We start from the raw sequence: 19,830 nt of genomic DNA, 5'->3' as shown, positions 1-19,830 counted from the left end.
CGAATGCGTCGGTCGGGCGGGCACCCGCTTCCGCCGCCGCGCAAATCGGTGGCGAGCGCGGCGGCGACGTGCTGGGTCGTCGCGCGGGCCGCGCTCGCATGAGCTTCGGGCCGGGGGGCATAGCCCGCAAGCTCATCGTTCTCGTGGTGGAAGCCAGTGACGAGCCGGTCAGGCTCTCACGATGGCCTTCCCTCGCCTGTTCTTGTCATTTGCCTCACCATTTGTAGGAGACGCTGGCGGTGACGCGCCGGCGGTCGCCGTAGAAGCAGGATGACGCCGCCGCGCAGCTCGCGACGTAGATCTTGTCGGTCAAATTGATCACGTTGAGGGCGGTGCGCCAGTTCTGCCATTCGTAGTGGAGCGCGAGATCGCCGAGCACGACCGCGGGAACCTCGAGGGTGTTGGCGGTATCCGCCCACGACGAACCGACATAGCGGACACCGCCGCCGAAGCCGAACCCTGCGAGCGGCCCGTCCTTGAAGGTGTAGTCCGCCCAGCCGGACGCCAGCATCTGCGGCGTGTTGGTCGGCGTCTTGCCGACCAGCGCCGGATCGAGGTCCTTGCTGTTGAAGATGTGATAGCTGGTGAAGGCGCCAATCAGTTTCAGCTCCCGCGTGACGTTCGCCACCGCCTCCAGCTCGATACCGCGCGAGGTCACCTCGCCGGTCTGGTTCTGCAGCAGCGGGAAGAGCGGATTGGACGTCAGCGCATTCTGGCGCTTCAGATCGAACGCGGCGACCGTGAAGTAGCCGTCGAACCCGCGAGGCTGCACCTTCAAGCCGACCTCGGTCTGCTGGCCGGTTTCCGGCAAAAGCAGCTGGTTGGAGGCATTGAGGCCGACGACGGGATTGTAGCTCGTGGCATAGGACACATAGGGCGCGATGCCGTTGTCGAAATTGTAGATCAGCCCGGCGCGTCCGCTGAACCTGCTGTCGTCGCGGCTGGCGACCGTGGCGCCCGTACCGCGATCGTCCTGCGTCGTCTCGACCCAATCGTTGCGGCCGCTCAACACCAGCGTGAAGTTGCCGAGCTTCATCTGGTCCTGAAGATAGGTGCCAGCCTGCTTCTGCGTGATCTTGAAGTTGCGGAAAGGAGCGGTCGGTAACGGAACCTCGGCCGCCCCATAGGCGGGATTGAAAACGTTGACCGAGGGCACGCCGAACCCGAAGGCCTGATAGTCGTCGATCTGGTAGCCCTTCAGATCCAGCCCGAACAGCATGGTGTGCTTCACGGGGCCGGTGTCGAAGCGATACTCCAGCTGGTTGTCGAGATCGGCCTGGTTGGCGGTATTCTTCGCATACCAATTGTAGCGATTGAGAGTGGCAGTCGCCGCGTTGCCCCAATCGTTGCCGACGTAGCCGCGATAGGTCACGTCGACATGCGCAAAGCGCGCATTCTGCCGGAACGTCAGGTCGTCGGTGAGGTTGCGCTCGAACTGATAGCCGAGCATCTCCTGCTCGCGCGTGAACTTGTCGACGCTGGGATCGCCCGCGAAAAAGCTGGTCGGAATCTTGCCGAACGGCGCGTTGGTCACTGTGCCCTGATAGGGCAGGAAGTTGATGCCGCGCGTTTCCTGCCGCGAGGCCGACGCCAGCACCGTGAACGTCGTATCGGCATCCGGCTTCCAGGTCACCGACGGCGCGATGAAGTAGTTGTTGTCGGGTGTGAAGTTGACCTGGGTGTTGCCGTTCTGGACCTGGCCAACGACGCGGTAGAACAGCTTGCCGTTTTCGGGCTGCGTCGCGACCGGGCCGCCGACATCGAAGCCGACATAGGCGTTGCCGAAATTGTTCACGCCGGTCTCGATGAAACGCACGGGCTCCGCGGGCGGCAGCTTGCTGATGACGTTGACGATGCCGCTCGGGCTCGATCCGCCATAGAGCACGGCCGACGGACCGCGCAGCACCTCGACGCGCTCCATGTTGGGAGTCTGGAGCTTCCAGCTCGCATAGGATGTGTAGAACAGCTGCATGCCGTCGAGGAACAGCCCGACGTCGTCGGACTTGAAGCCGCGGATCAGCCACCAGTCGTTGCGCGTGTCCGCGCCGAAGGTCCCGGCGCGGACGCCGGCGGTATAGCGCAGGACCTCGTCGAGCTTGTTCGCCTTCTGGTCGCGGATCTGCTCCGCGCCAATCACCGACACCGCCTGCGGCGTCTCCATGATCGGGGTGTTGGTCTTGGTGCCGGACGAGCTGCGGCCGGCGACGTAGCCGTGCACCGGGCCGCGCGGGGTCTCGACGAAACCGACATTGCGCGGTGGCTGCGGTTTGCTTCGGTCGGCGGCCTGCTGGGATGATCGCAGCGCGCGGCGCTGGGTGGAGGTGGCCCGGCGGCGCGCTTCCGGCGCGGCGACGGTCACCGACGGAATGTTCTGCGCGCCGCTCTGCGCGGGAGATTGTGCAAGCGATGCCTGCGGCACCAAAACCCAAGCGGATGCGGTCGCCAATACGGCCGACCGCAGCATTCCAAGACTGTTCAACGCGCCACCCCAAAACTGCGTGTTTTGATTGCGCATACCGTCAGTCCCGTGACGGCATGCGCTTGCGGTGACGCTTATGGGAGCGCGCGCGAATTCCCTAATTGAAAGCTTCTTAGAGCGGCTCTTAGAAACGATCCAACATTTCCAGGGATTGCCGGCACGTCAGCGTGAGACTTTTTCGGCTTCGAGCATCTCGGCGGCGATCGCCGTCAACTGATCGACCTGCTGCAGCAGCATCTCGAACTCGGCCTCACTCAGATGTTCGCGCAAACGCCGATTGCGCTCCTGCGCACCGGCGACGATCGCATCATGTGCAGCAAGGCCCGTTGCGGTCAGCGACACCAGCACCTCGCGGCTGTCTTTCGGGTTCGCCGATTTCGCGATCAACTTGCGCGAGACGAGTTCCGCAAGCGCGCGGCTGATCTGGCCCTTGTCCTGGCCGACGGCTTCGGCCAGCCGGGCCACACTCATCGGCGGCCGCCGGCCGAGCGAGGCGACAAGGCCGAACTCGACCGATGACAAGCCGGCGAGGCGCTTGTAGCGCAGGATGGCGCCGCGCTTGAGCAAATTGGCCAGTACCATCAGCCGTGACGACAGCATCGCGGTGATCGGCGCCGGTGGCTCGCTTTCGTCCGCTTCGGGCGACATCGACCCGCCCCTGCTCTCGGTCTGGCTCATGATCCACCTCTGCCAAGAAAGCCGGGGCCTGCCAAGCCCAGGCGGGGCCTGCCAAGCCCAGGCGGGCCTCCCAAGCCTAGGCGGGGCCTTGCCAAGACCAAGGCGACCTCCGCTGGCCCGCCCCGTCAAATGCGACTAAGACGCATTCGAAATATCGTTGACATTGTCATCGATCTACCCTTCACTGCGTCCAAAGGCATCAAAAAAGGGCCCGGCCAGCATGGCCGACAGCGGGAGGATCAGCATGACCATCACCCAGCGGGATCGCGATCTCGGAACGGCCTATGCGATGAAGCCGGCGCACGCGCGCGCCGAGCTCACCTCGGTCGTGCGCGGCACGCCGATGGGCGAACTGCTCCGCCGCTACTGGCATCCGGTCGGGCTCACCAGCGACGCCACCGACACCCCGAAGAAGGTTCGCGCGCTGGGCGAGGATCTGGTGCTGTTCCGCGACAAGCAAGGCCGCGCCGGCCTGCTGCACGCCCGCTGCTGCCACCGCGGCACCACGCTCTATTATGGCAAGGTCGAGGAGGACGGCATCCGCTGCTGCTATCACGGCTGGAAGTTCGACACCGAAGGTCACTGCCTGGAGCAGCCCTGCGAGCCCAACGGCGCCCAGTTCAAGGACAAGGTGCGCCAGCCCTGGTATCCGGTCGAGGAACGCTACGGACTGATCTTCGCCTATATGGGTCCGGCCGAGAAACGCCCGGTGCTGCCGGCCTATGAATGCCTGGAGACCATGGACGACGGCGAGTTCGTCGAGGCGGACGATTCCTCGATCGGTGGCGGTGGTCCCGCGATCATCCCCTGCAACTGGCTCCAGCATTTCGAGAACGTGGTCGATCCCTACCATGTGCCGGTGCTGCACGGCTCGTTCTCGGGTCCGCAATTCACCGACATGATGGCTTCGATGCCGGAGGTGACGTTCGACAAGACGCCGCGCGGGATCGCCGTGCGCTCGATCCGCAAGCAGGATGACGGCAAGGTGTTTTACCGCGTCACCGAGGCGGCGCTCCCCACCTTGCGCGTCGTGCCAAACCCGCGCGTGGCGCAATTCGCCCGCGTCGAGTCGATCGGCTGGACGCTGCCGATCGACGACACCTCGTTCCGCATCTACGTCGCAGGCCGCGTCAAGAACGCTGGCGACATCGGCCGCATGCGCTCCAAATTCAACGGAAAATTCTGGTGGGACATGACCGAGGCCGAGCACCAGCAATTCCCCGGCGATTACGAGGCTCAGGTCGGCCAGGGCCCGCAGACCGTCCATTCCGAGGAGCATTTCGGCCAGAGCGACCGCGGCATCCTGTTGATCAGGCGCATGCTAAGCGAGCAGATCGAAGCGATGGACGCAGATCGCGACCCCATTGGCATCTGCTTTGACGCAAGCGCACCGCCAGTCGAATTCGAAGCGGGGAACTACATCCGCGACGCGTGAAGCAGCCAGCTCCAATCAAAGCTGGACCGACAACGATAACAAAGACTAATTGGGGGAAGCGATGGTCGATGTGACGTCACAAATGTCGGTGCAAACGGCCGCCACGGCAAAGCCCTCGGCGCGGCGCTATTACGTGCTGGGCCTGCTCACAATCATCTACGCGCTGAACTTCCTCGACCGCACGATCTTCAACGTGCTGATCGAGCCGATCAAGAAGGAGTTCCAGCTCAGCGACACCATGATGGGCTTGCTCGCGGGCTTCGGCTTCGCCCTGTTCTATTCCCTGCTCGGCATTCCCATCGCGCGCGTCGCCGACCGGCTCAACCGACGCAACATCGTCGCCGTCGCCTTTGCGTTCTGGAGCGCGATGACGGCGTTGTGCGGCGCCGCTTCGAGCGTCGCCTCGCTGGCGCTGGCGAGGATCGGCGTCGGCATCGGCGAATCCGCGGGGTCTCCCGCCTCGCAATCGATCGTCGCCGACCTCTTCGCCAAGAACGAGCGTCCGCGCGCGCTCGGCATCTACGCCGTCGGCACCTATCTCGGCGTCTTCCTCGGCTATTTCGTCGGCGGCTACGTCAACCAGCACTATGGCTGGCGGATGGCGTTCTACGTCGCGGGCCTGCCCGGCATCCTGCTCGCATTGATCCTGTGGCTGACGATCTCCGAGCCGAAGCGCGGCGCCATGCAGGAGAGTTTCGTGCCTGAGCCGCTCGGGCCGACCCTGCGCTTCCTGGCCTCGCAGCAAAGCTTCCTCATCGTGCTGATCGGCTTCTGCCTCACCACCTACACGAACTACGCGACCGCGGCCTGGATCCCGCCGTTCCTGGCCCGGGTGCACCATCTGTCGAGCGCCGAGATCGGCACCTATGCCGGCACGTTCAAGGGGCTCGCCGGCATGGCCGGCACCCTGCTCGGCGGCTTCGTGGTGGCGCAGATCAGCCGCCGCGACGACCGCTGGAAGCTGTGGGCGCCTGCGATCACCTCAGGGCTCGCCGGCCCGGTGTTCGCGCTGTGCATGCTGACGCAGGACTTCAAGATGATGGTGGCCATGCTGGCGTTGACCTCGTTTCTAGTCGGCTTCCATCTCGGGCCGATCTTCGCGATCGCGCAGACCGTGGCAAAGCCGAGCATGCGGGCGCTCGCCTCCGCCCTCATCGCGCTCACCGCGACCTGCTTCGGCCAGGGCGTTGGCCCGCTCGCCGTGGGCGTGGTCAACGATGCCCTGAAGGGCGCTTACGGCGCCGACGCCGTGCGCTATTCCCTGCTCTCGGCGGCGGTCACGACCACGCTGGGGGCGCTCCTGTTCGTCTGGGCGGCCCGGTCGATCCGGGCAGATATCGGCCGGGCCGCAGCCTGAGGCCGGCTCGGGACGCCTCCGCCCGGCGAAACCCGCCGGTCGGGGAGATGAAACCATTTTGCGGAACCCGCGAAACCATCCGGAAACAGACGGTCCTTACAACAAGAGCCATAGACGGCGGCAAAGCCCGTCGGGAGGCTCAGATGAACCACTCAATCCACTCTGCTGATCGTGCGACCCACCTGAAGATCGTTGTGGTGGCGCTGGTGGCCGGCATCACGGTGGCCGCCTTCGGAATCGCAGCCCGCAGCAATGCCGATTACAGCCAGACCGCCCAGTCCGCGCACGTGATCAAGGCCGGCAAGCCGGTCGTGGTGACCAGCGCCGGGACGTCAGAGATCCGCTGAGGACGAAAAAGGTCCGGTTTGACACCAAACGGCCGCCTTCGGGCGGCCTTTTTGATTCAGGCGACGGGTAAGGACGTCCTATCAATCGCCCGGCAGGCGCAAAGGGCAGCAATTCGACGTTCTCTCCCCGAAAGAGATCGGTACATCGCGCGCGCCAACATGAATCGGGTCAATAGCTGCCGCAACAGTGCTTGAATTTCTCGCCCGAACCGCAGGGACAGGGATCATTGCGGCCGACATTGCTCTGCCCATAACGCAGCCGGTTGAGGGCCTTCTTGTTCTGCTCAAGGATCATCTTGCGGCGCGTCTCCTGCACGCCGATCACAGCAGCATTGTCGCCGGCATCCCAGAACGCCTGCGGCTTGAGATGGGCGAGCTTGCCGCTGACATAGACCGGGTAGAACCAGCCGAGCGTTCCGTCGCGCAGGCGCTGCAGCGTCGTCAGGTCGTAGAGAAAAAAACCCGCATCGACCAGCATCGCGTTGATGTCCTGGAAGTCGTCAACGTCGGTCTCGCAGACGACCACGCTGCAATTCTCGAGCACGTAGCGTGCGCCCGTCAGCGCGGCCTCTTCCGCGCCCTGCACATCGAGCTTGAGCAGGAACGGCGGCTTGAGCGACAACTCCTTGACCAGCGCATCAAGCGTTGTCGCCGGCACCTTCACCTTGCTGGTGATCAGGTCGTTGACCCGCGACCAGTAGACGTCGCCTGCGGGGCGCAGCGATGACCAGTAAGGATGCACCGACTCGGTGATCTCGATCTCGCCCTCGTGGTCGGTGATCGCGCAAATGCGATAGTGCCCGCCAAGCGCCTCCTTGATCGCCTTGAGGGAGTCCTCATAGATCCGATTGGCGTCGACGTTCAGTGGCACCGCACCTTCGAGGCACGACAGATGGTTGAGCACGAAGTGCCCATCGGCGCAGCCCAGATCGATGACGGTCCCGTAGCGCACGCCCTTCGCGAACAAATTTTGCAACGTCGCGCTGAAATCGGCTGCCTGCATGAAATCGATCCGAACAATCCCGGATTGAGCGGTACCATGTGATCAACGGCGCGATCAACTCGAGCGGCTGTCGCGCGGGCGAGGTGCGCAGGTCGAAGACCAAAAAGCATGCGGGAATTGGGTCGGGCGGGACCCGGGGATCGAAGCAAGTTAAGAATTTTCAGGTAAGGGTCTGAAAGGATTGCCAAAAATGGCGCGAGAGACGGGGCTCGAACCCGCGACCTCCGGCGTGACAGGCCGGCGCTCTAACCAACTGAGCTACTCCCGCGTGACACGCAAATGTCTGCGGAACGAGGGGGGACTTAAAGGCCGGACCTGTTGAAGTCAAGGATGTTGCGTCCACAGCCGCAACGATCGGATTTCCGTCGAGGGCGCGCACGAATGTGACCCCCGGCCGCGCCGCCCGACGTAGTCAGTCCAGTCCCGAATCGTCTACGCCTCCGGGAACTTGCTGGGTTCAGGGGCCGTCTCCCCGACCACCGGCAAGAATCGAGGAGGCCAGACATGGCGAAAAAGGATTCGGCGAAGAAGGATCCGGCGAAGAAGGCAGCCGCTCCTGCCACCATCACGCTCAAGCACCTCGCCGCCGACATCGCCGAGAGCCAGGATCTGTCGAAAAAGCGCGCCGAAGCGGTTCTGACCGACATGGTCGACCTGATCACCAAGCACCTGAAGAAGGGCGACCGCGTCCGCATCGTCGGGCTTGGCATCCTCCAGGTCCGCAAGCGCGCCGCCCGCACCGGCCGCAATCCCGCGACCGGCGAGCCCATCCACATCAAGGCCAGCAAGAAGGTCGCCTTCCGCCCGGTCAAGGAACTGAAAGAGGCGATCTAACCACTCACGTTTCGTTAAGCCTGATCAGCGTCGTCCGGCCTCACCGCGCCCTGCTTTTCTGGTATACCGCCTCTCTCCCCTGACCCGGCGGTTTGACCAGAAATGTCCTCCCTCACCTTTTCGCACACCGTGACCGAGCGCTTCCTGCGCTACGTCACCATCGACACCCAGTCCGATCCTGAATCCCCGGCCTCGCCGTCCACCGAGAAGCAGAAAGATCTCGGCCGCGTGCTCGCCGCCGAGCTTAGGGACATGGGCGTTGAGGACGCCCATCTCGACGATTACGGCTACGTCTATGGAACGATCCCGGCGAACACGACCAAGAAGGTGCCGGTGATCTGCTTCTGCTCGCACATGGACACCTCGCCCGACTGCTCGGGCAAGAACGTCAAGCCGAAGATGGTCAACAACTATCGCGGCGGCGATATCACCCTCTCAGGCGACACCAGCCAGGTGATCCGCTTCGCCGAGCATCCGGCGCTGAAGAACCAGATCGGCAACGACATCATCACCACCGACGGCACCACGCTGCTCGGCGCCGACAACAAGGCCGGCGTCGCCGAGATCATGGATGCCGCGCATTTCTTCATCAACAATCCCGACGTGAAGCACGGCACCATCAAGATCCTGTTCACGCCGGACGAGGAGATCGGCCGCGGCGTCGACAATGTCGACCTGAACAAGCTGGGCGCCGAGTTCGCCTACACCATGGACGGCGAGAGCGCGGGCTGCGTCGAGGACGAGACCTTCTCGGCGGACGGCGCCACCATCACCATCAATGGCGTCAGCGCCCATCCTGGTTATGCCAAGGGCAAGATGGAGCACGCGATCAAGATCGCCGCCGCCATCGTCGAGCGCCTGCCCAGGGAAGGCTGCTCGCCCGAGACGACGTCAGGCAAGCAGGGCTTTCTGCATCCGATCGGCATCGAGGGTGCGCTGGAGCAGGCGACGCTCTCCTTCATCGTGCGCGACTTCACCGAGGAAGGGCTGAAGGAGAAGGAGATCCTGCTCGAGAACATCGTCAAGGATGTGATGAAGGATTTTCCGCGCTCGACCTACAAGTTCGAGGTGCGCGAGCAGTACCGCAACATGAAGCAGGTGATCGATCGTCACCCGCACATTCTCGAATACGCCATCGAAGCGATCCGCCGCGCCGGCCTGCGCCCGATCCGCACCGCGATCCGCGGCGGCACCGACGGCTCCCGCCTGTCCTTCATGGGCCTGCCCTGCCCCAACATCTTCGCCGGCGAGCACGCATTTCACTCCCGGCTCGAATGGGTCAGCCGGCAGGACATGGAGAAGGCGGTGCAGACGATCGTCCACCTCGCCATGATCTGGGAGGAGAAGGCCTAGCGCCTTTCGGAGAGGCACCGGCCGGGCTTGCGCCCGGCCACGAGTTTGCCGGCTAAGGCACCTGCCTCACCCGGGGATTGCGCTGGAATTGATCCGAGCTCGTCATCCAGTTCGGCAAGGGCTCTCCGTCGCGGTGCCGCCCCCCGGCAACGGCGGCAGCCCAAGCGACAACGGCGCCGAGCAGCGTCGCGACTGCGACCGAAAAAGCCACGATGATCGAATTGCGCCGCGCGCGATTGATCGCCGTGCGCGAATCCGCGATCGCCGCATCGACCCGTCGCTCGGAGTCGGGCGCTGCTGCTCCCGTCAACGCCGCGACTTGTTGCACCAGATAAGTTCGATCGTCGCTGCTGATGCCGCTGTGGCTCGATGACGTCATGAGGATGCGTCCGGCTTCGGCGCGGGCTTCCCGCATGTCGGTGTTGGGAGCCCGCCGCGGCGCGCGGAACAGCTTGTCGAGCTCATAGCTCAGCGTGGGCTCGGCGGAGCTCGCACTGCCAGCCGAGCTCCGCATCGGCGAGCGGTCGATCGCAGACGCGCCAAGGATGGTCAGCAGAGCGGCTCCCATCAGCACGGCAAGCGCCCATGACATCAGGCCATGGAGCCCGTCCCGCCGCTCGCCATCGTCATTGACGGCCGAAACTGAGGCCGCCCGACGCGTGGTACGGCCCGCGATATAGCCGCCGAAGCCAAAACTGGCGACCGCCTGCAAAATCAAATACAAACCCGAAAGAAGCGCCAAAGCCGCTGATGCGTCGCGCCATGTCGGCGACGTCGAGCTGACGCCGAGCCCGACAGCGACGCCAAAGCTCACCAGGATGAAGGCCAACGCGGCGGCGGCGAATGCGCCTGCGACGATAGAACTCCATTGGATGCTCCAGCGGTCTTCCGCGACCGGCAGACCACTTTCAATGACTTCTTCCTGCACGAGAGCTTCGATGGTCATCTTCAGCTCTCTCAACGCAGGCCGAACAATGACAAGACCGCCATGATCACCACAATCAAGCCGACGAGATAAATCAGTCCGTTCATAGTCCGTCCTCCTCAATTTCTCCTGCGCGCTAATGAGGGGGAACGCCGAAGGTTCCTAATTCTTGCTGCCGACGGGAGCGAACTTGCCGGAGCCGGGTTGGGTACACGGAGCCCCGAGAATGGAGTTCGCGAGCACGAGGCCCCAGCCGGTCAACACTGGACTTGGGGCCTCTGTTTTGGGCCGCGCTCCCTGTCTTATGTTAACGACGCCGGCTCTCCGATCATCAAGGATGCGCTCGGGGCGGGACCTCCGGATCGGGAGAGCCGCGTGGATCGCAGAACCGCGTGCCTTCATCAGGCAGATGCATTCCGGGAAAAGGCGATCGCCGATCCCGAGCAGCACGACAAATGGATCGATGAAGCCATCAACTGGCTGGAGCGGGCGATGGAAGCCGGCCGTTGCGCCGGCATCACGGTCGAAGCCGGCGACACCGGCGATTTCCGGAGCTGGCACGCGGAGCGGCAGCCGATGCTCAGCTGAGCCTGATCACGCGCCAATGAGAAGAGCTGGCGTCTCCGCCATCGCTGCGGCAATTGCACCAGGGACGTAACAATGTTGCGGGTCGACACTGTTCACGCCCCCATGCTAGGCCGGACGCAGACCGCAACCAGAGTGACGTCGTGCTCGCGAACCGCCAGCCCTCAGGAACTTGCCGGCCGCGCAACTGGCGCGGGCTGCTGGCTGTGCTGATCGCTGTTGTCTATCTGCTCGCGGGAGCGCTGCACGGCCTGCACGACATCGACGTCACCACGCCCGGTGGCGGCTCGGAGATCAGTGTGGTCCTTGACGGCTCCGCGGATCACAACGACCACAAGGCAATCGGCGGGCATCATTGCCATGGCTGCTTCTCGGTGACGGTGGCGCAGCCGGCGCCACCGGCCGTATCGATCGGGCTCGTGTCCGCATCGCGCCCGCAACGCGCACCCGGGCTCGCCGGCATTGTCCCCGAGACCGACTCCCCGCCTCCCAAACATATTGCCTGAACGGATTGGTCGGGCGCGCCCTGCGCCCATTAGGTTCATCCTTCACAGGTCGGTTTCATGTTTTGCAGGGGAATGGCCGCGCGCATGGCGTGCGCGGCAGCGTGTCTGATTGCCGGATTGGCGCTTGCGCCGTCTCACGCCCAGACTCTGACGATGCGGAGCGCGCTCTCGCGCGCGCTGGCCACGAGCCCGCGGCTGACCGCGGCGGAGCGCGACGTCGGCATCGCCACGGGCCAGCGCATCCAGGCGGGTGCGCTTCTCAATCCGGAGCTGACCTACGAACAGGACAATTCGTTGGGGTCCGGCATCTATCGCGGCACGCGATCGGCCGAGACCACGCTCCAGATCAGCCAGGCCTTCGAGCTGTTCGGCAAGCGCGACGCGCGGATTGCCGCGGGCGTCGCCGGCATCGAGGTCGCCGCGATCCAGCGCAAGGCCGTCAGGCTGGAGGTGCTGTCGGAGACCGCAATCGCCTTCCTCAGCGTGCTCGGCGCACAGCGGCGCATCCAGATCCTCGACGAGCAGATCACCGCCATTGACCGGCTGACGCCGCTTTTGCGCCGCCGCGTCGAGGCCGGTGCCTCCTCGCCGGCCGAGACCGGCCGTGCGGAAGTGGCGTCCGCACTGGTGAAGGCCGACCGCGAGCGCTTCAAGGCGACGCTGGCCAGCGCCCGGCGCGAGCTCGCGGTCTTGATGGGCGACGCGGCACCGAAATTCGGCGAGGTCTCCGGACGGCTCGACACCATGGGGCGGCCGCCGACATTCCAGTCGGTCGTCGCCGCGATCGATGCCAACCCGCAGCTGGTGCGCTGGACCGCGATCTATGCCCAGCGCAATGCCGAGCTGTTGCTGGCGCGGCTCAGGCCATATCCCGACGTGCGGATCGCCGCCGGCTGGCGCCATTTCAACGAGACCAATGACGACGCGGCGCGCCTCACTGTCTCGGTGCCGATCCCCGTGTTCGACCAGAACCAGGGCAATATCCTCTCGGCGCAGGAAAGCCTCGCCAAGACCAAGGCCGAGCGCGAGGCCAACCGCAACACGCTGATCGTGGTCGCCGGCCGCGCCTACGATTCGCTCCAGGGCTCGCTGCGCGAGCTCGCGGTGCTGCGCGAGAGCGCCATTCCCAAGGCCACCGAAGCCTCGGAAGCAATCGCGCAAGGCTACGGCCAGGGCCGCTTCAGCCTGCTCGAAGTGCTCGACGCCCAGGCGAGCGTCACCCAGGCGCGGCTGCGCGAGCAGGAGGCGCTACAGAATTTCCATGCGGGGGTGGCGACCATCGAAGGCCTCGTCGGCAATCCCTTCACGCTGGCGCGGGAGAGCGCACGATGAAGACGTCCTCCACCATCCTCGTCGCGATCGTTGCCACCGCACTCGGCGCTTACGGCTATTCCCTGCTCGGCCCGGCCAGGGTCGAGCATGCCGAGCACGCCGCAGACAAGAAGCCGGAGAAGCCGAACGATCATGTCGAGCAGGACGAGCACGGCGCCGACCGCATCCGCATCTCCGACGTCAAGCTTGCAGCCGCGGGCGTGACGCTGGCGGAAGCCGCGAGCGTCACGCTGACCGACACCCTCGCCTTCAACGGCATCCTGCGCGCCAACCAGGAAGCCGTGGTGCAAGTGACGCCGCGCTTTCCGGGCGTTGCCAAATCGATCCAGAAGCGCATCGGCGACAAGGTCGGCAAGGACGATCTGCTCGCCGCGATCGAGAGCAACCAGAGCCTCACCGTCTACGAGCTCAAGGCGCCGATCGCCGGCACCATCATCGAGCGGCAGATCTCGCTCGGCGAATACGCCTCCGAGCAGAAGCCGGCCTTCGTCGTCGCCGACCTCTCCACCATCTGGGTCGATCTGTCGATCTATCGGCAGGATCTGCGGCGCGTTCGCCTCAACGACGAGGTGCTGATTGATCCCGACGACGGCCGCGGCGAGATCAAGGGCACCATCTCCTACATGGCCCCGATCGGCAGCAGCGAGACCCAGACCGCACTGGCGCGCGTGGTGCTGCCAAATCCGGACGGACGCTTGCGTCCCGGCCTGTTCGTCACGGCACGGCTGATCCTCGCCGCACGCAACGTCGCGGTCGCGGTGCGCCGAAGCGCGATCCAGACGCTGGAGAACAGAACCATCGTGTTCGTCCGCGAGGATGGCGACAAGATCGAGGCACGCCCGGTGGAGCTCGGCGACTCCGACCCGCGCCATGTCGAGATCAGGGCCGGTCTATCGGCCGGCGAGCATTACGTCGCGGAAAACAGCTTCGTCGTGAAGGCGGAGATGGGCAAAGGCGAGGCCGAGCATGATTGAGCGTCTCATCGCGATCTCGCTGCAGCAGCGCTGGCTGGTCCTGCTGTTCGCGCTCGCAGCCGGCGGCTTCGGCGCCTGGAATTTCACGCGCCTGCCGATCGACGCCGTCCCTGACGTCACCAACGTCCAAGTCCAGATCAACACCCGCGCGCCGGGCCTGTCGCCGCTCGAATCCGAGCAGCGCATCACCTTCCCGATCGAGACGGCGATGGGCGGTCTTCCGAAGCTCGACTATACCCGCTCGATCTCGCGCTACGGTCTGAGCCAGGTCACCGTCGTGTTCCAGGACGGCACCGATATCTATTTCGCCCGGCAGCTCGTCAACGAGCGCATCCAGCAGGCGAAGGACCAGTTGCCTGTCGGCACCGAGGTCGCGATGGGTCCGATCTCGACCGGGCTCGGCGAGATCTATGTCTACTCCGTCGAGGCCAAACCCGGCGCGAAATCGCCTGCAGGCACCGAGTTCACACCGACGGAGCTGCGCACCATCCAGGACTGGATCATCAAGCCGCAGCTACGCACCATTCCCGGCGTGGTCGAGGTCAACTCGATCGGCGGCTATGAGCGGCAATTCCACGTGCTGCCGATCCCCGGCCGGCTGATGGCCTACAAGCTCGGCTTCCGCGACATCATGACGGCGCTGGCCGCCAACAATGCCAACGTCGGCGCCGGCTATATCGAGCGCAACGGTGAGCAATATCTGGTACGCGCACCCGGCCAGGTCGCCAATATCGGAGAGATCCGCGACGTCGTGATCGGCTCGCGCGGCGGCGTGCCGGTGCGCATCCGCGACGTCGCCGACGTCCAGGAAGGTCAGGACCTGCGCTCAGGCGCAGCCTTGGCCAACGGCACGGAGACGGTGCTCGGCACCGCCATGCTCCTGATCGGCGAGAACAGCCGCAGCGTGGCGCAACGCGTGAAGGCGAAGCTTACGGAGATCGCGAAATCACTGCCCGACGGCGTGATCGCGCGCGCGGTCTACGACCGCACGCATCTGGTGGAAGCTACCATTCAGACCGTCGAGAAGAACCTCATTGAGGGCGCGGCGCTGGTGATCGCGGTGCTGTTCCTGATCCTCGGCAACATCCGCGCCGCGCTGATCACGGCCTGCGTCATCCCGTTGTCGATGCTGTTCACGATCACGGGCATGGTCGAGAGCAAGGTCAGCGCCAATCTGATGAGTCTGGGCGCGATCGACTTCGGCATCATCGTCGACGGCGCCGTCATCATCGTCGAGAACTGCCTGCGGCTGCTCGCCGCCGAGCAGCACCGGCGCGGCCGGCTGCTGACGCTGGAGGAGCGGATGGAGACGATCCGCGCCGGCAGCAGCGAGGTCATCAAGCCGAGCCTGTTCGGCACGCTCATCATCGCCGTGGTCTATTTGCCGGTCCTGACCCTGACGGGGACCGAGGGCAAGATGTTCACACCGATGGCGCTGACCGTGCTGATGGCGCTCGCGGGAGCGGCGCTGTTGTCGATCACCTTCGTTCCGGCTGCGGTGGCGATCTTTGTCACCGGCAAAGTCTCGGAGAAAGAGAACGTGTTCATGCGGGCGGCCAGGCGGTTCTATGTGCCGCTGCTCGAGCGCGCCATCCGCTACCGCGGCAGCGTCGCGTTCGGTGCCGTGCTGATCGTCGCCGGCAGCATCTTCGCCGCGACGCGCATGGGCGGCGAGTTCATCCCGAGCCTGGATGAAGGCGACATCACCATCGAGACCATCCGGATTCCCGGCACCAGCCTGACCCAGAGCGTCGACATGCAGCTGCGGCTGGAGAAGGCGGTCAACCAGGTTCCGGAGGTCGCGACCATCTTTTCCAAGATCGGCACCGCCGAGATTGCCAATGATCCGATGCCGCCGAACGTCGCCGACACCTACGTCACGCTGAAGCCGCGCGACGAATGGCCCGATCCCGCCAAGCCGAAGAATGAGGTGATCGAGGAGATCGAACGCGCCGCCAACACCCTGCCCGGCACCGCCTATGGCATGACCCAGCCGATTCAGATGCGCTTCAACGAGCTGATCGCCGGCATTCGCAGCGACGTCGGCGTGAAGATCTTCGGCGACGATCTCGACGTGCTCGCCGGCATTGCCCAGCAGGTCAACGGCGTGGTCCGCGCCATCGAGGGCGCCGCCGACGTCAAGACCGAGCAGGTCGCGGGCCTGCCGATCCTCACCGTCAAGCTCGATCGCCAGGCGCTGTCGCGCTACGGCCTCAGCATCAGCGAGGTGCAGAACCTGGTCGAGATCGCGATCGGCGGCAAGCCAGTGGGCAAGTTGTTCGAGGGCGATCGCCGCTTCGACATCGTGGTGCGGCTGCCGGAAAACCTGCGGGCCAACCCCGACACGATCAAGTCGCTGCCGATCCCGCTGCCGCCGGGTGAGGATGTGGCGGCCGTCACGAAAACCGCCTGGCCGGGCGCAAACGCGCCGTTGCGGTACGTCCCCCTGTCCTCTGTCGCAACGATCGAGATCGCGCCCGGCCCCAACCAGATCAGCCGCGAGAACGGCAAGCGCCGCGTAGTGGTCATGGCCAACGTTCGCGGGCGCGACCTGCGCTCCTTCGTCGCCGAGGCCCAGGAGGCGGTGGCCGAGAAGGTCAAGCTGCCGCCGGGCTACTGGATCGGCTGGGGCGGCCAGTTCGAACAGCTGGTCTCCGCGACCAAGCGGCTGACGATCGTGGTGCCGGTGGCGCTGCTGCTGGTGTTCCTGCTGCTGTTCATGGGCATGGGATCGGCGGCGGATGCGGCGCTGGTGTTCTCCGGCGTGCCGCTGGCATTGACCGGCGGCGTCGCGGCGCTGCTGCTGCGCGGCATTCCCCTGTCCATCAGCGCCGGCGTCGGCTTCATCGCGCTGTCGGGCGTGGCCGTGCTCAACGGGCTCGTCATCATCGCCTTCATCGAGCGGCTGCGCAGCGAAGGGCACCCCGTCTCGGATGCGGTGCGCGAGGGCGCGCTGACACGCCTGCGGCCGGTGCTGATGACCGCGCTGGTGGCGTCGCTCGGCTTCGTGCCGATGGCGCTCGCCACCGGCGCCGGCGCCGAAGTGCAGCGGCCGCTCGCAACCGTGGTGATCGGCGGCATCATCTCCTCGACCATCCTGACGCTGCTGGTGCTGCCGGCGCTCTACGTGCTGTTCCGCCGTGACGTGGCAAACGAAACGCCTACAATGGCGCCTGATTTGGCGGCGTCCGGGGAGCGATAGATTTGGGCGGGCACGACCATCACGATCATCACCACCAGGGCCATGCCGGCCACGGTCATGACCACGAGCACGGGGGGGGCCACGCGCATGCCCATGCGCCCGCCAGTTTCGGCAAGGCGTTCGCGATCGGCATCACGCTCAACACCGTGCTGGTCGTGGCCGAGGCGGTCTATGGCTATATCGGCAACTCCACCGCCCTGCTCGCGGACGCCGGCCACAACCTCTCCGACGTGCTCGGCCTGGTCGTTGCCTGGGGCGCCTCGATCGCAGCGCGGCGCGCGCCGAGCGGCCGCTTCACCTATGGTTTCCGCGCCTCCACCATCCTGGCGGCGCTGGCGAACGCGGTGTTCCTGCTGGTCGCGACCGGTGCGATCGGCTGGGAAGCATTTTTGCGCCTGCGCGAACCGGAGCCTGTCGCGGGCATCACCGTGATGGTGGTCGCCGGCATCGGCATCCTCATCAACGGTTTTACGGCATTGCTGTTCGCCAGCGGCCGCAAGGACGACATCAATATCGAGGGCGCTTACCTGCACATGGCCGCGGATGCCGCGGTCTCGCTCGGCGTCGTGGTCTCGGCGGCGCTGATCATCTGGACCGGCTGGCTCTGGCTAGATCCCGTCACCAGCCTCGTCATCTGCGTCACCATTCTCTGGAGCACCACCAGCCTGCTGCGCGGCTCCATCGACATGTCGATGGCGGCGGCGCCCAAGGGCACCGACCTCACCGCGATCAGGGTGCTCCTGCTGGAACGGCCCGGCGTGTCCGCGATCCACGATCTCCACGTCTGGCCGATCTCGACCACCGAGACGGCGCTGACCTGCCATCTCGTCATGCCTACCGGCGCCGGCGACGCATTTCTGATGGAAACCGCGCAGATGCTGAAGACCTCCTTCCGCATCGGTCACACCACGCTTCAGATCGAGACGCATCGGGACAACGGCTGCGCACTGGCGCCGGATGATGTGGTGTGAGGGCGCATTTGCGCCGTCGCCCCAATCTCCGATGTCGTCCCGGACAAGCGCGCCTCAAGCGCGCGCAGATCCGGGACCCATAACCACAGGGAGAAGTTTGGCTGAGACTCGGAGTTGTCAGCTTCGCGCCACAACTGCTCCCTGTGGTTATGGGTCCCGGCCTTCGCCGGGACGACACCGAGTATTAACGGCGATGCTTGAACAGCGACGCCTACGCCGCCTTCGCGGTCACGATCCAGATCGCGCCCTGCAGCGCGACCGACTGCCCCTTCAGGAACGGCGCGAGCATCTCGCGGATCGAGGCTTTTGCGGCAGCATACGTCTCCGGCGGATGGCCCTGCAGCGCACGGCTGGCCGGGCCGATCTGGAGCGAGCCCTCGACCGCGGCATCGAGCCCGCCACCGATCGCAACATCCATCGCGAGATTGTGCGGCTCCATCGCGACGTCGACGAAGCCGGCCCCCTTCAGGATGCGCGTCACGCGCTCCTCTGATGCAAAGGCAAACGGGCCCGGCTCTTCCGGCCCGACCGGCGGCATCTTGGGGACGTGTTTGTAGACCGCCATCAACGGCGCCATCATCCAGGGATTTTCCTTCGGCTCGCGCCAGCAGGCAAACGCCAGCCGCCCGGTCGGCTTCAGCGCGCGGCGGAGGTTGGTGAAAGACGCGATCGGGTCAGCGAAGAACATCACACCGAACCGCGAGGCCAGCAGGTCAAAACTCGCCGGCTCGAACGGATGCACCGTCGCATCCGCCAGCACGAAATCGAGCGGCAGCCCCTTTGGCGCAAACGCACGCGCCTGCGACAGCATCGGATCGGAGACGTCGAGGCCGAGCGCAAAGCCATTCGGGGCCACCGCTTTCGCGAACGCGAACGTCGTCGCGCCGGAGCCGCAGCCGACGTCCAGGACGCGCTCGCCCGGCCTCGGCCTGGCGCGGTCGATCAGCACCTCGGCGATGGGTCCCAGCAGGCTCTCCTGCGCCGCATGGCGATCGGCCCAGCGTTGCCCGCTGGGTCCGTTCCAATAGGCGATCTGGTCGGCGTTCTCTGCGTGTCCGCTGGGTTCTTGCATCGGGGTCCTCGATCGCTTTGACGGGCGGTGATATCACGTCGAGAGCCGCTCAAGCGGTCACAATGAGCCTGACTTACCATGCCACCGGCCCCCTTGCTCCGGCCCCCGCTGGAGGGCTAAAGAGGCGCCGTGGGGCGGTTAGCTCAGCTGGTTAGAGCATCTCGTTTACACCGAGAGGGTCCGCGGTTCGAATCCGTGACCGCCCACCAGCCTGCGCTCGCGTAGCGAAGCAGGCTGCCACGCCGAAGCCACTTGGCGAAGGCGGGCTGTTCCCCGCGAGCTTCGGCTTGGCAAGCCAGCCTAATCTCCCGGCCGCCCCGGCAACAGTGGCACCGCGTCGATCCACACCGCTGCCGACTGACACCAGATCTGCCTGACCGGGCGCAATTTGTCGCGCTGGCGGATGCTGCCCCAGCGGATGCCCCAATCGTCGGCCTGGTCGCCCTCGCCGCTCGTGAACAGCGGGGAACCGCAGTCGGCACAGAAGTGCTGGAAGCGCATCCGGCCGTTGTCGCCGCGCTTGCCGTAGATTTTTGGTGTGCCGCCGGTCAGACGGACATGGGTGCCGGAACAGACGGCCGTCACCCGGAACGGCGAGCCGGTCAGCGTCTGGCAATCGGTGCAGTGGCAGACCGAGACCGTCTCCGGGTCGACCTCGGCTTCAAAGGTGATCTGGCCGCAATGGCATTGCCCGTCGATGTGCATTGTCGTCATCCGCTGCCCCAAACAAAAACGGCGCCCGAAGGCGCCGTTTTATCATCTTTTTCGAGCTGCGAT

Annotated in this window: 17 protein-coding genes and 2 tRNA genes; 12 read left to right on the top strand and 7 right to left on the bottom strand. The window is 65.3% G+C overall.

What is annotated here, in order from left to right:
• Positions 1-214 precede the first annotated feature (214 nt).
• Both JQ591_RS22065 and JQ591_RS22060 read right to left on the bottom strand, forming a co-directional pair.
• On the bottom strand, positions 215-2,464 hold the full coding sequence (locus tag JQ591_RS22065; RefSeq protein WP_211398080.1) for a TonB-dependent siderophore receptor: 2,250 nt from the start codon (positions 2,462-2,464) through the stop codon (positions 215-217).
• Positions 2,465-2,641: 177 nt separating this feature from the next.
• Positions 2,642-3,157, bottom strand: a complete 516-nt coding sequence (locus tag JQ591_RS22060; RefSeq protein WP_211398079.1) for a MarR family winged helix-turn-helix transcriptional regulator — start codon at positions 3,155-3,157, stop codon at positions 2,642-2,644.
• 244 nt (positions 3,158-3,401) lie between these two features.
• Between JQ591_RS22060 and JQ591_RS22055 the strand changes: the two genes are divergently transcribed.
• From JQ591_RS22055 to JQ591_RS22045, 3 genes are all read left to right on the top strand, one after another.
• Entirely contained in the window at positions 3,402-4,592 is a 1,191-nt protein-coding gene (locus JQ591_RS22055) for an aromatic ring-hydroxylating dioxygenase subunit alpha (RefSeq protein ID WP_211398078.1), read from the top strand.
• A gap of 61 nt (positions 4,593-4,653) precedes the next feature.
• Positions 4,654-5,949 carry a spinster family MFS transporter gene (locus JQ591_RS22050; RefSeq protein ID WP_211398077.1) on the top strand — a complete coding sequence of 432 codons (1,296 nt, stop codon included), beginning with the start codon at positions 4,654-4,656 and terminating at the stop codon, positions 5,947-5,949.
• Positions 5,950-6,092: 143 nt separating this feature from the next.
• Positions 6,093-6,296, top strand: coding sequence for a hypothetical protein (locus tag JQ591_RS22045; RefSeq protein WP_211398076.1), 204 nt, complete (start codon positions 6,093-6,095; stop codon positions 6,294-6,296).
• Between the two features lie 169 nt (positions 6,297-6,465).
• Here JQ591_RS22045 and JQ591_RS22040 read toward each other — a convergent pair whose 3' ends face one another.
• Positions 6,466-7,299, bottom strand: coding sequence for an FkbM family methyltransferase (locus JQ591_RS22040; protein ID WP_211398075.1), 834 nt, complete (start codon positions 7,297-7,299; stop codon positions 6,466-6,468).
• Positions 7,300-7,490: 191 nt separating this feature from the next.
• A tRNA-Asp gene (locus JQ591_RS22035) sits at positions 7,491-7,567 on the bottom strand.
• Between the two features lie 236 nt (positions 7,568-7,803).
• Here JQ591_RS22035 and JQ591_RS22030 point away from each other — a divergent pair.
• Together JQ591_RS22030 and pepT are read left to right on the top strand one after the other, a co-directional pair.
• The gene (locus JQ591_RS22030) at positions 7,804-8,133 is read left to right on the top strand and encodes an HU family DNA-binding protein (RefSeq protein WP_211398074.1); all 330 of its coding nucleotides are present in this window, start codon (positions 7,804-7,806) and stop codon (positions 8,131-8,133) included.
• A 102-nt stretch (positions 8,134-8,235) separates the two neighbouring features.
• Positions 8,236-9,486: a peptidase T gene (pepT, locus tag JQ591_RS22025; protein WP_211398073.1), complete on the top strand. Its 1,251-nt coding sequence runs from the start codon at positions 8,236-8,238 to the stop codon at positions 9,484-9,486.
• 52 nt (positions 9,487-9,538) lie between these two features.
• Here the strand turns inward: pepT and JQ591_RS22020 are convergent, their stop codons facing one another.
• A complete protein-coding gene (locus tag JQ591_RS22020; RefSeq protein ID WP_211398072.1) occupies positions 9,539-10,432 on the bottom strand; it encodes a hypothetical protein in 894 nt (297 codons plus the stop codon).
• A 354-nt stretch (positions 10,433-10,786) separates the two neighbouring features.
• Here JQ591_RS22020 and JQ591_RS22015 point away from each other — a divergent pair, with 354 nt between their 5' ends.
• The 6 genes from JQ591_RS22015 (at position 10,787) to JQ591_RS21990 (ending at position 17,981) form a co-directional block, all read left to right on the top strand.
• The gene (locus JQ591_RS22015) at positions 10,787-10,999 is read left to right on the top strand and encodes a hypothetical protein (RefSeq protein ID WP_249137455.1); all 213 of its coding nucleotides are present in this window, start codon (positions 10,787-10,789) and stop codon (positions 10,997-10,999) included.
• Between the two features lie 140 nt (positions 11,000-11,139).
• A complete protein-coding gene (locus JQ591_RS22010; protein WP_211398071.1) occupies positions 11,140-11,502 on the top strand; it encodes a hypothetical protein in 363 nt (120 codons plus the stop codon).
• Positions 11,503-11,559: 57 nt separating this feature from the next.
• Positions 11,560-12,834, top strand: coding sequence for a divalent metal ion exporter subunit IhpA (ihpA, locus tag JQ591_RS22005; RefSeq protein WP_211398070.1), 1,275 nt, complete (start codon positions 11,560-11,562; stop codon positions 12,832-12,834).
• Positions 12,831-13,808, top strand: coding sequence for a divalent metal ion exporter adaptor subunit IhpB (gene ihpB / locus JQ591_RS22000; RefSeq protein WP_211398069.1), 978 nt, complete (start codon positions 12,831-12,833; stop codon positions 13,806-13,808). Before ihpA ends, ihpB begins: the two co-directional genes overlap by 4 nt.
• A complete protein-coding gene (ihpC, locus tag JQ591_RS21995) occupies positions 13,801-17,010 on the top strand; it encodes a divalent metal ion exporter subunit IhpC (RefSeq protein ID WP_211398068.1) in 3,210 nt (1,069 codons plus the stop codon). The genes ihpB and ihpC overlap by 8 nt, the downstream gene beginning before the upstream one ends.
• 2 nt (positions 17,011-17,012) lie before the next feature.
• Positions 17,013-17,981, top strand: coding sequence for a cation diffusion facilitator family transporter (locus JQ591_RS21990; RefSeq protein ID WP_211398067.1), 969 nt, complete (start codon positions 17,013-17,015; stop codon positions 17,979-17,981).
• Between the two features lie 211 nt (positions 17,982-18,192).
• On the opposite strand, the gene JQ591_RS21985 is transcribed toward JQ591_RS21990, so the two are convergent.
• Positions 18,193-19,053: a class I SAM-dependent methyltransferase gene (locus JQ591_RS21985; protein ID WP_211398066.1), complete on the bottom strand. Its 861-nt coding sequence runs from the start codon at positions 19,051-19,053 to the stop codon at positions 18,193-18,195.
• A gap of 132 nt (positions 19,054-19,185) precedes the next feature.
• Here JQ591_RS21985 and JQ591_RS21980 point away from each other — a divergent pair.
• Positions 19,186-19,262 (top strand) — tRNA-Val (locus JQ591_RS21980).
• Positions 19,263-19,353: 91 nt separating this feature from the next.
• Here the strand turns inward: JQ591_RS21980 and JQ591_RS21975 are convergent.
• Entirely contained in the window at positions 19,354-19,758 is a 405-nt protein-coding gene (locus JQ591_RS21975) for a GFA family protein (protein WP_211398065.1), read from the bottom strand.
• Positions 19,759-19,830 lie beyond the last annotated feature (72 nt).

It is taken from the genome of Bradyrhizobium canariense, from assembly GCF_018130465.1.
GTDB classification, from domain to species: Bacteria; Pseudomonadota; Alphaproteobacteria; order Rhizobiales; family Xanthobacteraceae; genus Bradyrhizobium; species Bradyrhizobium canariense_C.
This window is presented reverse-complemented; position numbering and strand designations above follow the sequence as displayed.

Bases quoted from the DNA above. Each gene is read 5' to 3' on its own strand.
- JQ591_RS22065 (WP_211398080.1), bottom strand. From the start codon at position 2,464: ATGCTGCGGTCGGCCGTATTGGCGACCGCATCCGCTTGGGTTTTGGTG.
- JQ591_RS22060 (WP_211398079.1), bottom strand. From the start codon at position 3,157: ATGAGCCAGACCGAGAGCAGGGGCGGGTCGATGTCGCCCGAAGCGGAC.
- JQ591_RS22055 (WP_211398078.1), top strand. From the start codon at position 3,402: ATGACCATCACCCAGCGGGATCGCGATCTCGGAACGGCCTATGCGATG.
- JQ591_RS22050 (WP_211398077.1), top strand. From the start codon at position 4,654: ATGGTCGATGTGACGTCACAAATGTCGGTGCAAACGGCCGCCACGGCA.
- JQ591_RS22045 (WP_211398076.1), top strand. From the start codon at position 6,093: ATGAACCACTCAATCCACTCTGCTGATCGTGCGACCCACCTGAAGATC.
- JQ591_RS22040 (WP_211398075.1), bottom strand. From the start codon at position 7,299: ATGCAGGCAGCCGATTTCAGCGCGACGTTGCAAAATTTGTTCGCGAAG.
- JQ591_RS22030 (WP_211398074.1), top strand. From the start codon at position 7,804: ATGGCGAAAAAGGATTCGGCGAAGAAGGATCCGGCGAAGAAGGCAGCC.
- pepT (WP_211398073.1), top strand. From the start codon at position 8,236: ATGTCCTCCCTCACCTTTTCGCACACCGTGACCGAGCGCTTCCTGCGC.
- JQ591_RS22020 (WP_211398072.1), bottom strand. From the start codon at position 10,432: ATGACCATCGAAGCTCTCGTGCAGGAAGAAGTCATTGAAAGTGGTCTG.
- ihpA (WP_211398070.1), top strand. From the start codon at position 11,560: ATGTTTTGCAGGGGAATGGCCGCGCGCATGGCGTGCGCGGCAGCGTGT.
- ihpB (WP_211398069.1), top strand. From the start codon at position 12,831: ATGAAGACGTCCTCCACCATCCTCGTCGCGATCGTTGCCACCGCACTC.
- ihpC (WP_211398068.1), top strand. From the start codon at position 13,801: ATGATTGAGCGTCTCATCGCGATCTCGCTGCAGCAGCGCTGGCTGGTC.
- JQ591_RS21985 (WP_211398066.1), bottom strand. From the start codon at position 19,053: ATGCAAGAACCCAGCGGACACGCAGAGAACGCCGACCAGATCGCCTAT.
- JQ591_RS21975 (WP_211398065.1), bottom strand. From the start codon at position 19,758: ATGCACATCGACGGGCAATGCCATTGCGGCCAGATCACCTTTGAAGCC.